Annotated in this window: 14 protein-coding genes; 7 read left to right on the top strand and 7 right to left on the bottom strand. The window is 38.4% G+C overall.

Going from position 1 to position 16,170, the window contains the following annotated elements:
- Window positions 1–2 precede the first annotated feature (2 nt).
- A complete protein-coding gene (hslR, locus tag NYR30_RS13380; RefSeq protein ID WP_066107877.1) occupies window positions 3–413 on the bottom strand; it encodes a ribosome-associated heat shock protein Hsp15 in 411 nt (136 codons plus the stop codon).
- A 132-nt stretch (window positions 414–545) separates the two neighbouring features.
- Here hslR and nudE point away from each other — a divergent pair, with 132 nt between their 5' ends.
- The 6 genes from nudE (at window position 546) to gnd (ending at window position 6,138) form a co-directional block, all read left to right on the top strand.
- Window positions 546–1,088, top strand: a complete 543-nt coding sequence (nudE, locus tag NYR30_RS13375; RefSeq protein ID WP_066111733.1) for an ADP compounds hydrolase NudE — start codon at window positions 546–548, stop codon at window positions 1,086–1,088.
- 10 nt (window positions 1,089–1,098) lie between these two features.
- Window positions 1,099–1,908, top strand: a complete 810-nt coding sequence (gene cysQ, locus NYR30_RS13370; protein ID WP_066111735.1) for a 3'(2'),5'-bisphosphate nucleotidase CysQ — start codon at window positions 1,099–1,101, stop codon at window positions 1,906–1,908.
- Between the two features lie 102 nt (window positions 1,909–2,010).
- Entirely contained in the window at window positions 2,011–3,510 is a 1,500-nt protein-coding gene (zwf, locus tag NYR30_RS13365) for a glucose-6-phosphate dehydrogenase (protein ID WP_066111737.1), read from the top strand.
- A 1-nt stretch (window position 3,511) separates the two neighbouring features.
- The gene (gene pgl, locus NYR30_RS13360) at window positions 3,512–4,225 is read left to right on the top strand and encodes a 6-phosphogluconolactonase (RefSeq protein ID WP_066111739.1); all 714 of its coding nucleotides are present in this window, start codon (window positions 3,512–3,514) and stop codon (window positions 4,223–4,225) included.
- A gap of 4 nt (window positions 4,226–4,229) precedes the next feature.
- Window positions 4,230–4,622 carry a GNAT family N-acetyltransferase gene (locus NYR30_RS13355; protein ID WP_066111741.1) on the top strand — a complete coding sequence of 131 codons (393 nt, stop codon included), beginning with the start codon at window positions 4,230–4,232 and terminating at the stop codon, window positions 4,620–4,622.
- 61 nt (window positions 4,623–4,683) lie between these two features.
- Window positions 4,684–6,138, top strand: a complete 1,455-nt coding sequence (gene gnd / locus NYR30_RS13350) for a decarboxylating NADP(+)-dependent phosphogluconate dehydrogenase (protein ID WP_066111743.1) — start codon at window positions 4,684–4,686, stop codon at window positions 6,136–6,138.
- 95 nt (window positions 6,139–6,233) lie between these two features.
- Here gnd and betA read toward each other — a convergent pair whose 3' ends face one another.
- Genes betA through betI form a run of 3 tightly spaced genes read right to left on the bottom strand, consistent with a single transcriptional unit; the run spans window position 6,234 to window position 10,031 of the window.
- Entirely contained in the window at window positions 6,234–7,913 is a 1,680-nt protein-coding gene (gene betA / locus NYR30_RS13345) for a choline dehydrogenase (RefSeq protein WP_066421534.1), read from the bottom strand.
- A gap of 34 nt (window positions 7,914–7,947) precedes the next feature.
- On the bottom strand, window positions 7,948–9,417 hold the full coding sequence (betB, locus tag NYR30_RS13340; protein ID WP_197495437.1) for a betaine-aldehyde dehydrogenase: 1,470 nt from the start codon (window positions 9,415–9,417) through the stop codon (window positions 7,948–7,950).
- 23 nt (window positions 9,418–9,440) lie between these two features.
- The gene (betI, locus tag NYR30_RS13335; RefSeq protein WP_066111748.1) at window positions 9,441–10,031 is read right to left on the bottom strand and encodes a transcriptional regulator BetI; all 591 of its coding nucleotides are present in this window, start codon (window positions 10,029–10,031) and stop codon (window positions 9,441–9,443) included.
- A 170-nt stretch (window positions 10,032–10,201) separates the two neighbouring features.
- Between betI and NYR30_RS13330 the strand changes: the two genes are divergently transcribed.
- A complete protein-coding gene (locus NYR30_RS13330; protein ID WP_066111750.1) occupies window positions 10,202–11,731 on the top strand; it encodes a BCCT family transporter in 1,530 nt (509 codons plus the stop codon).
- A gap of 50 nt (window positions 11,732–11,781) precedes the next feature.
- Here the strand turns inward: NYR30_RS13330 and ispH are convergent, their stop codons facing one another.
- From ispH to ileS, 3 genes are all read right to left on the bottom strand, one after another.
- Window positions 11,782–12,726 carry a 4-hydroxy-3-methylbut-2-enyl diphosphate reductase gene (gene ispH, locus NYR30_RS13325; protein ID WP_066111752.1) on the bottom strand — a complete coding sequence of 315 codons (945 nt, stop codon included), beginning with the start codon at window positions 12,724–12,726 and terminating at the stop codon, window positions 11,782–11,784.
- A gap of 2 nt (window positions 12,727–12,728) precedes the next feature.
- Window positions 12,729–13,223 carry a signal peptidase II gene (gene lspA / locus NYR30_RS13320; protein WP_066107902.1) on the bottom strand — a complete coding sequence of 165 codons (495 nt, stop codon included), beginning with the start codon at window positions 13,221–13,223 and terminating at the stop codon, window positions 12,729–12,731.
- Between the two features lie 115 nt (window positions 13,224–13,338).
- Window positions 13,339–16,158 (bottom strand): isoleucine--tRNA ligase, encoded by a 2,820-nt coding sequence (ileS, locus tag NYR30_RS13315; protein WP_066107905.1) that lies wholly within the window; start codon window positions 16,156–16,158, stop codon window positions 13,339–13,341.
- Window positions 16,159–16,170: the final 12 nt, after the last annotated feature.

Here is a 16,170-nt window from a genome sequence, read left to right as displayed (position 1 = left end):
AGTTATTGTTGGTATTTAAATTTAAGGAGATCTCGACGTTCCTTTTTATTTGGTCGTCGTTCTGGATTCGGCATAGATAACGCATTAGCTTTTCTTGCCCACGCAATTTGTTCACGTTTTTTAATACTTTCTTCTGTTTCACGATAAAGTTGTTGAGCAATCGGAGCAGCTTTACGTTGATTTGACAAGCCAAGCACTTCAATCTCTTTTTCTTCATTGCCTTGTCTAAGTTTAATCATCGCGCCAATTTCAACTTCTTTACTCGGTTTAGCGCGTTGTCCATTATAGTGAACCTTTCCACCATCTACCATTTCTCGTGCTAACGTACGTGTTTTATAGAAACGTGCCGCCCATAACCATTTATCTAAACGGTAGGCCTCTTGTTCTTCCTGTTGTTGTTTCTCTTTTCTCATCCGCTCTCTCACAAATTTACCGACTAAGCGTTCGAATAATTGGAGTAATTATGGTATCGTTACTCTCGTTTTTTGTAAAACAAAGCACATCAATTATCACAACAAAAAAATCGTGCGGAGGTGGAATTTTTTATGAAAAAACCGGATATTTTAGCGATTCGTCTTGCAGCTAAGTCACGTCTTTTTGAGATCCAAGCGATTGATCTGCGCTTTTCAAATGGAGAACTACGCACCTATGAGCGTTTTAAACCAGCAAGCCGCAGCGCAGTTATGATTCTTGCCATTGACGATCAACAAAATTTGTTATTAACCTACGAATATGCTGTTGGTACTGAACAATATGAGTTAGGTTTCCCAAAAGGATTAATGGAAATTGGGGAAGCACCTGAACAAAGTGCTAATCGAGAATTACAAGAAGAAATTGGTTTCGGTGCTCACAAATTTACTTTACTAAGAACCCTAATCAGTTCGCCTGGTTATATGAACAATCCTATGCACATTTTATTGGCTGAGTCGCTTTATCCTAGCCGCTTACAGGGAGATGAACCAGAAGCGCTACAATTAGTACGTCATCCATTAACTAAAATTGATGAATTACTGGATGATCCTAATTTTAATGAAGCACGTAATCTTTCCGCACTGTTCTTGTTGAAAAAACATTTGGCTCAACGTTAATGAGGTAACTATGCAACCATTATCAGTTCTGCTTGAACACGCTTTAAACATTGCCTATCAAGCAGGTGAACAATTAAAGATGTTTTATCAGCATAAAGTTGCTATCAAAATTAAAGAGGATAAAACGCCTGTTACTGAGGCAGATTTAGCTGTCAGTCGTTATTTAATGCAAGCATTACAAGAGATTGATCCTACTATTCCAGTGCTTTCTGAAGAAAATTGTGCAATTTCACTAGAAGAGCGTAAACAATGGCAACGTTATTGGTTAATTGATCCATTAGATGGTACTCAGCAATTTATCAATAGAACTGATCAATTTTCCGTATTAATTGCATTAATAGAAAACCAGCGTCCAGTCATCGGTATCATCCATGCGCCTGAATTAAAACAGACTTTCTACGCCATTAAAGGACAGGGAGCATTTTTTATACAAGATCAGCAACGTTCTCGCTTAGATAGTCGCCATCCGTTTAATCCTAAACAACCGATAACCATTGCAGTTGGTAAAAGCACAAATCAACAAAAAGTACTCGCAACGCTAAATCCTAAATTTAATTATCAATTTATTACTTATGGTTCTAGCGGCTTAAAAAGTACACTAGTTGCACGACAACAATGTGACTGCTATATTCGTTTGGGTGATACAGGCGAATGGGATACCGCAGCAGCAGAACTGATCTTACAAGAAAGCGGCGGTGACGTTTTCGCGCTTTCACAGCAACCACTCACATATAATCAACGCGAAACCTTTGTGAATCCACATTTCATTATGGTTGGCGATCGCCAATGGGATTGGCAACAAATTTTATTACAACAATAGTTATCACTACTTTAGATAAAACCGATTAGCGTTAATGCGATTTATCCGTAAGATGATAACACTAAAGGAAGTTACAGCAGTTATAAGTAGGAACTTAAGAATATGCAAAAACCAGAAAATAATAGCATTGTTATTTTTGGTGCGTCAGGCGATCTTACTCATCGTAAATTAATCCCTGCACTGTACCAACTCTTTGAAAATGAACAACTTTCCGATGACTTTGCCATTCTTGGTGTCAGTCGAACTGAATACAGCGATACCGCTTTCCGCGATAAATTACGTCAAAGTCTAATTGAAAATGAAAAAGTCAATGAAGGGATTTTAGAAGCCTTTTTACAACATATCTATTATCAAGCCATTGATACACAAAATGTGAATGATTATGCAAAAATTAAAAATAGACTTGTCGAAATTAATTTCCGTCATAATTGCCAGCATAATGTGCTTTACTATTTATCAACACCACCAAGCTTATATGGCGTTATTCCGGAATGTTTAGCTGCACATCAACTCAATGACGAATCAGAAGGGTGGAAACGTTTAATTGTCGAAAAACCTTTTGGTTATGATTTACAATCATCTATCGAGCTAGACGATAAAATTCACCAATCTTTTGCAGAACATCAAATCTACCGTATTGACCATTACCTTGGTAAAGAAACGGTACAAAATCTATTAGTATTGCGTTTCTCTAATGGTCTATTCGAGCCATTATGGAACAGAAACTATATTGACTATGTAGAAATCACCGGTGCTGAAGCATTAGGTGTTGAAGAACGCGGTGGTTATTACGATGGTTCAGGGGCAATGCGTGATATGTTCCAAAACCATTTACTACAAGTTTTAGCATTAGTTGCAATGGAAAGCCCTGCCGTCATCAACGCAAAATCAATGCGTGATGAAGTGGTGAAAGTGCTACAAAGTTTACACCCATTAACACCAGAAAATCTGGAAGAAAATCTCGTATTAGGGCAATACACTCGCTCTAAAGTGCGAGGTGTCGAATTACCTGGTTATCGTGAAGAAAAAGGTGTTGATCCACAATCTCGCACTGAAACTTATGTTGCACTGCGCTTAACCATTGACAACTGGCGTTGGAGTGGTGTGCCTTTCTATGTACGTAGTGGTAAACGAATGCCAACTCGTGTTACTGAAATTGTTATTCATTTCAAGAAAACACCACATCCTGTCTTTAATATGAATGCACCAGAAAATAAATTGATTATTCGCATTCAACCTGATGAAGGTATTGTGATGAGCTTTGGCTTAAAACAACCTGGTTCTGGTTTTAAAGCAAAAGAAGTCGCAATGGATTTCCACTATGATTCAATTGCTGAAGGACACCTCTTCTCAGCTTATGAACGTTTATTGCTTGATGCGCTAAATGGCGATGCTACCTTATTCACTCGTAGTGATGCGGTACAAGCTGCATGGAAATTTGTACAACCAATCTTAGATTACAAAGCTGGTACACCTAAAATTCATGGTTATGCTTGCGGTACTTGGGGACCAGAAGCCGCAGATAAATTAATGAGCAATAGCCAACGTGAATGGCGTTTTCCATGTAAAAATCTAACTGATACTAACTATTGTGAACTTTAATATGAATTATCAAATTTTTGCGACTGCTCAAGCAGCAGTCGAGCATATCGCAGCAGAATTTAAGCGTTATAGTGAATTAGGTCATCCAGTCCACATTTCACTATCTGGTGGCAGCACACCAAAATTGCTATTCCAAACGTTAGCAAAAGCACCTTATAACACCGAAATCCAATGGCAAAACTTACATTTTTGGTGGGGAGATGAACGTTGCGTGCCGCCAACAGATCCAGAAAGCAATTACGGTGAAGTACAACGTTTACTGTTTGATCATATTGCCATTCCAGCGGCAAATATTCATCGTATCTATGGTGAAGAAACACCAGAAGTCGCGCTGACTCGCTTCACAGCAGATCTAAAACAGATACAAAACGTAGCGAATAATCTACCTGTTTTTGATTGGATTATCCTAGGTATGGGAACTGATGGGCATACTGCGTCATTATTCCCACACCATACTAACTTTACTGATCCAAATTTAGCAGTCATTGCACAACATCCAGAAAGTGGGCAATATCGTATTTCAAAAACAGCACGTTTAATTGAAAATGCTAAACGCATCACTTATCTTGTCACTGGTGAAAGTAAAGCGAAAATCCTTAAAGAGATTCAATCTACTGCCGCAGAACAGTTACCTTACCCTGCTGCAAAAATTGTTTCTAAACAAGGAGCAACTGAGTGGTATTTAGACCAACAAGCGGCTGCATTGCTAAGGTAAAACAATGATCGTTTATAAAACAAATGTCAAAATCTCAGCATCACAATATATTGAGCTATTAAAACAGACTACTTTAGGTCCGCGCCGTCCAATTGACGACATTGAGCGAATAGAAAAAATGTTAGCGCATACCGATCTTTTAATTACAGCTTGGGATGGTGATGTTTTAGTTGGTGCGGCAAGAGCAGTTACCGATTTTGCATATTGTTGTTATTTAAGCGATCTTGCCGTCAGTGAGCAATGGCAAAAACAAGGCATCGGACGGCAATTAATTCAAGAATTACAAAACAATGTGGATCCTGGGTGCAAACTAATTCTGATGGCAGCACCGCAGGCAATACATTATTATCCTCATATTGGGTTTACCCAACACCCTAGTGCATGGGTAAAAGAATAGCAATAAACACAGCTATGACATATAGCTAATTTAACTATTAAGAAAATACAGGAGCAGAAACATGAGCCAAAAAGGTGATATTGGAGTTATCGGTTTAGCGGTAATGGGACAAAATTTAATCCTCAATATGAATGATCATGGATTTAAAGTCGTTGCTTACAACCGCACTACTTCTAAAGTTGATGAATTTTTAGAGGGTGCTGCAAAAGGGACTAACATTATTGGCGCTTACTCATTACAAGATTTAGTCGATAAACTCGAAAAACCACGCAAGGTGATGTTAATGGTACGCGCTGGTGAAGTTGTAGATAAGTTTATTGAAAGCCTCGTACCTTATCTTGAAGAAGGCGATATTATCATTGATGGCGGTAACTCAAATTACCCTGATACTAACCGTCGCGTTGCTGCATTAAAAGAAAAAGGCATTCGCTTTATTGGTACTGGTGTTTCAGGTGGTGAAGAAGGTGCACGTCGTGGCCCATCAATTATGCCTGGCGGAAATGAAGAAGCTTGGCCATACGTTAAACCTATTTTACAAGCTATTTCAGCGAAAACACCTGCTGGCGAACCTTGCTGTGACTGGGTTGGTAAAGATGGTGCTGGTCACTTTGTAAAAATGGTGCATAACGGTATCGAATATGGTGATATGCAATTAATCTGCGAAGCTTACCATTTCTTAAAAGAAGGATTAGGCCTCAGCTATGATGAAATGCATACTATCTTCAGTGACTGGAAAAAAACAGAATTAAGCAGTTATTTGATTGATATTACTGCAGATATTCTTGCTTACAAAGACAGCGACGGTGAACCACTAGTGGAAAAAATCTTAGATACCGCAGGACAAAAAGGAACTGGTAAATGGACTGGTATCAACGCATTAGATCTTGGTATTCCACTCACATTGATCAGTGAAGCCGTATTCGCTCGCTGTGTGTCTTCTTTCAAAGAACAACGTTTAGCTGCGGCAAAACTATTTGATGATAATATTCAAGCTGTTAATGGCGACAAAAAAGAGTGGATCGAAGCTGTTCGTAAAGCACTACTCGCTTCAAAAATTATCTCTTATGCTCAAGGATTTATGCTTATTCGTGAAGCATCTGAAACCTATCAATGGGATCTTAACTATGGTAATACTGCGCTATTATGGCGTGAAGGTTGTATCATCCGTAGTGCATTCTTAGGCAATATTCGTGATGCTTATACCGCTACCCCAGATTTAGTCTTCTTAGGCTCAGATCCTTATTTTAACGGTATCTTAAAAGATTGCTTAAGTGCATGGCGTAAAGTAGTGGCGAAAGCAATTGAGATCGGTTTACCAATGCCATGTATGGCATCTGCCTTAACTTTCCTTGATGGTTATACTACTGCGCGTTTACCAGCTAACTTACTCCAAGCACAACGTGACTACTTCGGTGCACATACCTATGAACGTACCGATAAACCTCGTGGTGAATTCTTCCACACTAACTGGACAGGCCATGGTGGTAATACCGCATCAACCACTTATGATGTTTAATCTTCCTAAAACTAATTGATTTATATAATAAAATAGTTGCTAGAAAGCATATCTAGCAACTATTTTTTATCTCAAAATGACTTTATCTCTACCAATCAGTTTTTAATATTTTTTGTTGGTCGACCATTTGCTTTAAAATAATCTACATTTGCTCGTGGTAAAGGTTCTCTGCCACGAATAGCATCAGCAATTTTTTCTGCCATCATAATGGTCGGTGCATTTAAATTACCCGTCACAATGATTGGCATAATAGAAGCATCGACAACACGTAATCCTTCCATTCCATGTACTCTACCTTCATTATCAACCACTGCCATATCATCTGATCCCATTTTATTTGAACAAGATGGATGGAATGCGGTTTCTGCATATTGACGCACAAACTCATCCAACTCATCATCTGTTTGATATTTCAATCCAGGTGAAATCTCTTTCCCGCAATAAGGTTCTAATGCCGCTTGACTAAAAATATCACGAGTAATTCTAATTGCCGCACGAAACTCTTCCCAATCTTGCTGCGTCGACATATAGTTAAAAAGAATACTTGGATGTTGTCTTGGATCCTTCGATTTCACATGAATACGTCCACGACTTGGAGAGCGCATAGAACCAACGTGAGCTTGGAAACTATGGTATTTAATTGGATTAGAACCATTATATTCTACTGCAATTGGTAAAAAGTGATATTGAATATTCGGCCATTCAAAACGTTCATCACTACGAATAAAACCACCAGCTTCGAATTGATTTGAAGCCCCTAGTCCCTTACCAAAGAATAACCATTGTGCTCCTATTTTCGCTTGATTATGTAATTGTAAAGCTGGTGCAATTGAGACTGGCTGCTTACACTCAAATTGCATATACATCTCTAAATGATCTTGCAAATTAGCACCAACGCCAGGTAAATCGTGAACTACTGGAATATCTAATGAACGTAATAAATCACTTGGTCCGACACCTGAACGTTGTAAAATTTGTGGCGAAGCTATCGCTCCTGCACATAGCAGCACTTCTCTTCGTGCGTGGGCTATCATAGCTTCTTCTTTATGTAAGTAAGCCACACCAATCGCTCTTTTTCCCGAAAAAAGAATACGATCTGTCAAAGCGTGAGTGACGATAGTAAGATTTGGTCTGGCACGTGCTTGATCTAAATAACCTCTTGCTGTACTAGAACGACGTCCCTCTGGCGTAACCGTCCGATCCATAGGGCCGAATCCTTCTTGCTGATACCCATTCAAATCATCCGTACGCAAGTAACCTGCTTGTACACCTGCTTCTACCATTGCATGATAAAGAATATTATTACCTGCTTTTGGTGTAGTAACACGAACTGGTCCACTATCTCCATGATAATCATTACCGCCAATATCTCGGGTTTCCGCTTTCTTAAAATATGGTAAACAATCTTGGTAAGTCCAATTCTTTAATAAAGGATCTTGTGCAGCCCAATTATCATAATCCATTGCATTACCACGAATGTAACACATCCCATTAATCAAAGAAGAACCACCTAACCCTTTACCTCGCCCGCATTGCATTCGACGGTTATTCATATAGGGTTCTGGATCAGTTTCATATGCCCAATTGTATCTTCTTCCTTGTAAAGGATAAGCTAAAGCAGCTGGCATTTGAGTACGAAAATCAAAACGATAATCTGGGCCACCAGCTTCAAGCAATAATACAGAAACATCACTATCTTCTGTTAGACGAGTAGCAAGAACATTACCTGCCGAACCAGCGCCAATAATAATGTAATCAAATTCTTTTGTTGTCATATGATGCTCTCTTTTTAGAATATTGTGCTAAAAATTAAAATACTGAAACATAGTCACCTAACTCAATTTGAACAGATTTAATCTGTGTATAATGAGCTAAAGTACTGATACCATTCTCACGACCAATTCCAGACTGTTTATATCCACCTACTGGCATTTGCGCAGGTGACTCGCCCCAACTATTAATCCAACAAATTCCTGCTTCCAATTGATGAATAATACGATGAGCTCGATTTAAATCTTGTGTAACAACACCTGCAGCTAAACCATAAGTTGTATTATTGGCGCGGTTAATAACCTCTTGTTCATCGTCATAAACAAGAATACTCATAACAGGTCCAAAAATTTCTTCTTTAACAATTGTCATTTCATCACGACAATCTGTAAAAACTGTTGGTTGAACATAGGCACCTTGTGCAAAATGGTCTGACGTTTCCCTCGCACCACCAACTAATAACGTTGCACCTTCTTTTTTACCAAGTTCTAAATAACGCAATACATTTTCCAAGTGATTAAAGCCAACTACTGGGCCGAAATTGGTATTAGGATCTTGCGGATCCCCCATTCTTATACGCTTAACACGTTCTACCACTTTTTCTTCAAATTGAGATTTTAAGCTTCGCGGAATAAAGACTCTTGTACCATTAGTACAAACCTGTCCAGAACTATAGAAATTAGCCATTACTGCAATATCTGCAGCACGATCTAAATCAGCATCATCACAAATAATCAGCGGCGATTTACCACCTAATTCCATAGTGATTTCTTTTAAAGTAGAAGAGGTTGCTGACGCACAAACACGTTTACCTGTTGTTGTACCGCCAGTAAAAGAGACTTTTGCAATATCTGGATGGTTTGTTAAGAAATCGCCAATATCTCGGCCAGCTCCATTAATCACATTAAATACGCCATCAGGCAAACCAGCTTCTGTTAAAATTTCTGCTAATCTTAATGTTGTTAAAGGTGTCATTTCGCTCGCTTTAAATACCATCGTATTACCTGCTGCTAATGCAGGTGCAAGTTTCCACATCGCAATTTGTACTGGATAATTCCATGCTCCAATACCAGCAATAACACCAAGAGGTTCTCGTCTTGTATATACAAAACTTGTTTCACGAAGAGGGATTTGCGTTCCTTCAATTGCAGGCGCTAAACCTGCATAATATTCGATAACATCTGCTCCAGTGACGATATCAACAGCAGAGGTTTCTGAAATAGGCTTTCCGGTGTCCAAAGTTTCTAATAAAGCTAATTCATCATTATATTGACGTAACAACTCCACAGCTTTTAATAAAATTCTTGACCGTTCAACAGCAGTCAATTTTGCCCATACTTTCTGAGCTTGCTTAGCACTAGCTATTGCAGCATTTACATCGGCTTCTGAAGCAATCTGCACTTCTGCAAGCACCTCTCCATTAGCCGGATTAATAGTCTGAAATGTTTTACCGCTAGTAGCATCAACATATCGACCATTGATATATAACTTTTGTAGCCCGAACTGCATTATCTTCTCCTCTATAACAAGTTTTATTTAACTTTTTCCGTTAATACCGATGCCAAAAATTGCAAAGCGATTTTTCTTGCTTGTACAACATCAAAACGTTCTGTCCGTAAACTGCCATGTAACCAAAGTCCATCAATTAGTGCAGCCAGTCCTCTTGCTGCATTTTCAGCCTTTTCCTTATCAAGAAGTTGTTTAAAATGGTGTAATAAGTTTGAATATAAGCGGTTATCGTTAATCTTTTGCAAACGGTGTAATTCAGGTTGGTGCATACTCATTGCCCAGAATGACAACCAAACTTTCATCATTGATTTATGTGTCTTATCACTAAAATTACACTCAACAATAATTTCTATCGCTCGTTGAGGAGAAATATCTTTTTCTAATGCGGTTCGTTCCGCGATACTATTATGCAAATTACGCATCAGTTCGAGCATTGACTCTTTTAGTAATCCCATCTTGCCACCAAAATAGTGACTAATAATGCCTGTTGATAGCTTCGCTCTTTGAGCTATCTGCGCAATTGTCACATCTGAAATACCATATTTATCTATGCAATAAATGGTGGCGTTAATTAATTGTTGTCGCCTAATTGGCTCCATACCTACTTTTGGCATACATCTCTCCTACTACTTATAAAAATCAATGTATTAATTATTTTTTAAAATCTACCTTATTTTGATTGATTGTTCAATTAAAAAAAGATAAATTTATCCAAAATTTTTAACTTACTATTAACTTTTGAAACATTTTGTAACAAAAACATTACTAATAGGAGTAGTCAAATATGGCCTCAAACCATCTTCAAGACAGCTTTAAGCTAAACTATCCTGTGTTTCTATCTGCAGCAGTAACCTCCCTTATCATTGGTGTGGTGATGGTCATAGCTCCTGATAAAACTGCAGAGTCACTAGGTAATATACAATCTTGGATCTCAGATACATTGGGTTGGTATTATGTGTTATTAATGACAAGCTGCTTAGTTTTTGTATTTTGGTTAGCTTTCTCAAAATATAAAAATATTCAGTTATCTCAAGTAGGAGAATCTCCGGAATTTAGTTTCAAATCATGGGTTTCTATGCTGTTTTCAGCAGGTATTGGCATAGGTATTTTGTATTATGGTGCCTTTGAGGCAATAGATCATTATTTACATCCACCGGTAGATCTACACAACACTGCTGCCCAAGCCAGAGAGGCTATGGTGATAACTTTTCTCCATTGGGGATTACATGGTTGGGCTCTTTATGCTTTGATGGGCGTAGTTCTCGCTTATTTCGCTTATCGTAAAAATTTACCTTTAGCATTACGTTCCCCGTTATATCCAATCTTAAAAGAAAGAATCTATGGTTGTGCTGGACATTGTGTTGATGGATTCGGCATTATTGCAACGCTTATATCATTAATTACTAATCTGGGGATGGGAACACTCTTACTTTATTCCGGATTAAGCTATCTAGTTGATATCCCACCAAGCAATACCTTACTCGTCAGTATTACAATCTTTATGATGCTCATCGCCACTTTAGTCGCAATCACCGGTGTAAAGAAAGGGATTAGTCTTTTAGCTAATATCAACATTATTTTTATGGTGGCATTTTTGCTTTTCGTATTTCTTAACGGCAAACCGATATTCTTACTTGGTGGCCTGGTACAAAATATTGGCGATTACTTATCCAGCCTGACACAAAAAACATTCAATATGTATTTGTTTGAAGGAAAAAATGCTGCAAATTGGCTAAGTGATTGGACTATTTTCTATTGGGCTTGGTGGGTTGCTTGGGCACCATTTGTTGGTATGTTCGTAGCTCGAATTTCTAAAGGAAGAACAATAAAAGAACTTATTTTAGGCGTTATGATTGTGCCACTAGGATTTGCGTTAGTATGGATGTCTGTCTTTGGTAATATCGCGATGGATTTGGTTATTAATGGCAATGCTACTGAATTCGCTGCTGCTGTTTCCAATAAACCTGTAGAAAGTATGCTATATGAATTAATGCATTATTTCCCTTTCACAAAAATTATCATTGCATTACTTGTATTTATGGGATTTGTTATGTTTCTTACTCCTGTAGATTCTGGTCTAGTAATGATTTCTAATCTTTCTGCCAAAGAACTACCTGAAGATGCTGAAGATGCGCCAGTTTGTTTACGTATATTCTGGGCTATTGTGATTACATTACTTTCTGTAGGTTTATTATTTGCTGGAAGCTTCGATGCAATGCAATCTGCCGTTGTACTTTGTGGATTACCATTCTCTGTGGTATTAATCAGCTATATGATAGGTATTCTCAAAGATTTAAGAGAATCCAAAGAGTAACTGATTTCAATATTAAAATGTTGGTAGCACCATATCTACCAACATTTTTATTAGTTCACTTCTGTTATTCGCAACTCTTTCGGCACTTCAAATACCGTATTTTCTTCACAACCTTCAAGTTCTTCAACTGTTGTTGCACCTAATTCTAATAAACGATTGACTACTGATTGGACTAAGACTTCTGGAGCGGAAGCACCTGCGGTAATTCCAATAACGTTCACACCATCTAACCAAGTTGCATCAATATCTGCTGCATCGTCAATTAATTTCGCTGCTACTCCCATTCGAGAAGCTAACTCAGCCAAACGATTAGAATTAGATGAATTCTTCGAACCAACAACGATCACTAAATCAGATTGTACCGCTAACTCTTTTACTGCATGCTGGCGATTGGTTGTTGCGTAGCAAATATCATTTTTGCGAGGGCCTTGAATGGCTGGATATTTTGCCTTTAACGCTTCGATGACTTCCACTGTATCATCAATCGACAATGTGGTTTGCGTCATAAAAGTTAAATCATCTTGATTGGATACCGGTAGTTTTAAGATATCTTCCACATCTTCAACTAAATAAATACCACCATCTTGATTATCGTATTGCCCCATAGTTCCTTCTACTTCTGGGTGGCCTTTATGCCCAATCAAAATCGCTTTGGTTCCTTTTCGACTCGCACGAGCAACTTGCATATGCACTTTTGTTACCAATGGACAAGTCGCATCAAACACTTTTAATCCACGATCTTTTGCCTCTTGACGAACCGCTTGCGAAACACCATGTGCCGAGAAAATTACAATCGAGCCATCAGGAACTTCACTCAATTCCTCAACAAAAATAGCCCCGCGCTGACGTAATCCTTCCACGACAAAACGATTATGTACAACTTCGTGACGTACATAAATTGGCGCACCATGGATCTCTAACGCTAACTCAACAATACTGATAGCACGATCAACACCAGCACAAAAACCACGTGGATTTGCTAAGATAATCTTCATAATTAACTTTCCTTGGTACTTTTTCTCTCATTCTTTAAGTAATCTAAAATCATTAACCCTGCACCAACACAAATTGCAATATCTGCCACATTAAAAACAGGATAATGATAAATTCGCCAATAGAAATCGAGAAAATCTACAACAAAACCATGATATAAACGATCGGTCATATTGGCCAATGCACCACCAATAATCAAGGCATAAGCACTATTAACTAAAGTCTTCTCACGTGGTGAACGCACTAACCAAAACAGTAATAATCCCGAAATTGCTATTGCAATCAACACAAAGAAATATTTTTGCCAACCGCTATGATCTGCTAAAAAGCTAAAAGCTGCACCATAATTTCGCACATAGGTTAAATTAAAAATCGGCAAAATATTGATGCTTTCATACAACTCAAAACGAGTAACCACCAACCACTTTGTCCCTAAATCAGCAACAAAAGCAATTACACTCAACCAAAGAAAAATTAAACCATTTTTTTGTTTTTGCATAATAAAAGACTCGTTTTTAGCGTTCTGCCATCTATATCTACTATGATAAAAAAGGATCACTGCTAAGTTAGCCCTAGCAGTGATCTCCTATAATTTTTAATGCCAATCAAACAAATTAGGCAAATTGACGAACTTCTCCTTCGCCCGCTACGTTCTCAACACAACGAGAACAGAGGTGCGGATGTTCGCTATTTTGTCCCACAGTATCAGAATAATGCCAACAACGTGGGCATTTTTCCGCTTGTGAAGCAACCACTTTCACTGCTAATCCGTTCAATTCACCCTCAGCAACGTCAGCATCTGCCAAGGCTTTGACCTCAACTTTAGAAGTAATTAACACGAAACGTAATTCATCACCTAATTTTGCTAATAAATCACGATAATGATCATTTGCATATAATGTTACTTCTGCCGCTAACGCCGCCCCAATAACTTTATCATTACGTGCTTGTTCAAGAACACGATTGACTTCTGCTCTTACTTTCAATACTTCTTGCCAGTAAGCGTCGTTCATTGCTTCATCATCTGCTAGGGCAAATAAACCTTTATAGAACTCTTCCATAAAGACGAATTCACTACGCTCACCTGGTAGATATTGCCAAATTTCATCAGCCGTAAAGGAAAGAATTGGTGCAATCCAACGCACTAACGCCTCTGCAATATGATATAACGCAGTTTGACAACTACGACGTGCCAAACTATCCGCTTTGGTTGTGTATTGACGGTCTTTGATAATATCTAAATAGAAAGAACCCATTTCAATCGAGCAGAAACGCATAATACGTTGTACCACTTCGTGGAATTGATAATTATCATAAGAATGTTTGATCTCTTCTTGCGCTTGTAACGCACAAGCTACTGCCCAACGATCTAACACGATCATCTTGTCAGCAGGCACCATATCACGTTTTGGATCAAAACCATTTAAGTTCGCTAATAAGAAACGCGCAGTATTACGAATACGACGATAAGAATCCGCAGCACGTTTAAAAATTTCATCTGATACCGCAATTTCACCAGTGTAATCCGCTGAACCTACCCATAAACGTAAAATATCGCCACCGAATTTATCCATTACTTCTTGTGGAGTCACGATATTACCAATTGATTTTGACATCTTGCGACCTTGTCCATCAACGGTAAAACCATGTGTCAATACTTGGCTATATGGTGCTTTGTTATCAGTTGCAGTAGATAACATTAATGAAGACATAAACCAGCCACGATGCTGATCTGAACCTTCAAGATACATATCAACAGGGTTACCGCCAAATTCTGGGCGATGTTTTGCTACCGCTGAATAAGTTGATCCTGAATCGAACCAAACGTCTAAAGTATCCGGCACTTTCTGATAATCTTTCGCGTCTTCACCTAATACTTCATTAATATCAAGATCCCACCACGCTTGAATACCTTTTTGTTCTACACGTTTTGCTACTTCTTCGATTAATTCTAAAGTACGTGGATGTAACGCTTCGGTTTCTTTATGGATAAATAAAGTTAATGGCACACCCCAAGTACGTTGACGAGAAATACACCAGTCAGGACGATTTGCTACCATAGATTCAATACGTGCTTGACCCCAATCAGGAATCCAACGCACACGTTTGATCTCTTTTAGCGCTTGTGCACGTAAACCTTTTACATCCATGCCGATAAACCATTGCGGTGTAGCGCGGAAAATAATAGGTGTTTTATGACGCCAGCAATGTGGATAGCTGTGCGTAATCTTTTCAACTTTTAATAACGCACCAACTTCTTCTAATTTTTTCACTACTAATGGATTAGCATCAAAAACGTTTTCCCCAGCGAAAAATTGTGCTTGGCTATTAAATTTACCGTCATTACCAATTAAACCTGACATTGGTAAGTTATATTGCTGCCCAACAATAAAGTCATCTTGACCATGATCTGGTGCAGTATGTACCAATCCTGTACCTGCATCATTACCAACGTGTTCACCAAGAATCAACGGCACTGAATAATCATAGAATGGATGTTGGAATTGTAATAATTCAAGATCTTTACCTTTCGCAATGCCTAACACTTGGTAATCGCTTGCGCCAATTGCCTTCATCACGCTTTCTACTAATTCTGTAGTCAGAATCAAACGTTCGCCATTCACTTGAATTAATTGATATTCTAATTCCGGATGTAACGCAATCGCGCGGTTAGATGGTAATGTCCAAGGTGTAGTGGTCCAAATTACTGCTGAAACTTTTCCTTCGCCAGTTTGTGTTAAATTAAATTTCGCCAATACCGCAGCTTCATCAACTGCGTTGAAACGCACATAAATGGATGGTGAAGTTTTGTCATAATATTCAACTTCTGCTTCTGCTAAAGCTGAACCGCAATCTAAACACCAATGAACGGGTTTTGAACCTTTATAAAGGTGGCCATTCTTAATCACATTGCCCAAAGTACGAATAATATTCGCCTCTGTAGCGAAATTCATAGTGAGATATGGATTATCCCAGTCGCCAATTACACCTAAACGGATAAAGTCTTTTTTCTGTCCTTCAACTTGTTCCCTAGCGTAAGCACGACAAGCTTCACGAAATTCTGCTGCAGACACTTTTTCATTTGGTTTACCCACCAATCCTTCTACTTTTAATTCAATTGGTAAACCATGGCAGTCCCAACCTGGAATATATGGGGAATCGTAGCCAAGTGCGGTTTTTGATTTAACAATAATGTCTTTTAGAATTTTATTTACTGCATGCCCAATGTGGATAGTACCATTCGCATATGGAGGACCATCGTGCAAAATAAAGGTTTTCTTACCTTTACTTGCTTGACGAATTTTTTGATAAAGCTGTTTATCATACCAATTCTTTAGCATGGCTGGCTCACGTTTCGCCAAATCACCACGCATTGGAAAACCTGTTTCTGGCAGGTTTAACGTGCTTTTGTAATCAGTTGTTTCTTTAGACATGAGTTTATTCCG

It is taken from the genome of Gallibacterium salpingitidis (assembly GCF_030517105.1).
Classification (GTDB): domain Bacteria; phylum Pseudomonadota; class Gammaproteobacteria; order Enterobacterales; family Pasteurellaceae; genus Gallibacterium; species Gallibacterium salpingitidis.
This window is presented reverse-complemented; position numbering and strand designations above follow the sequence as displayed.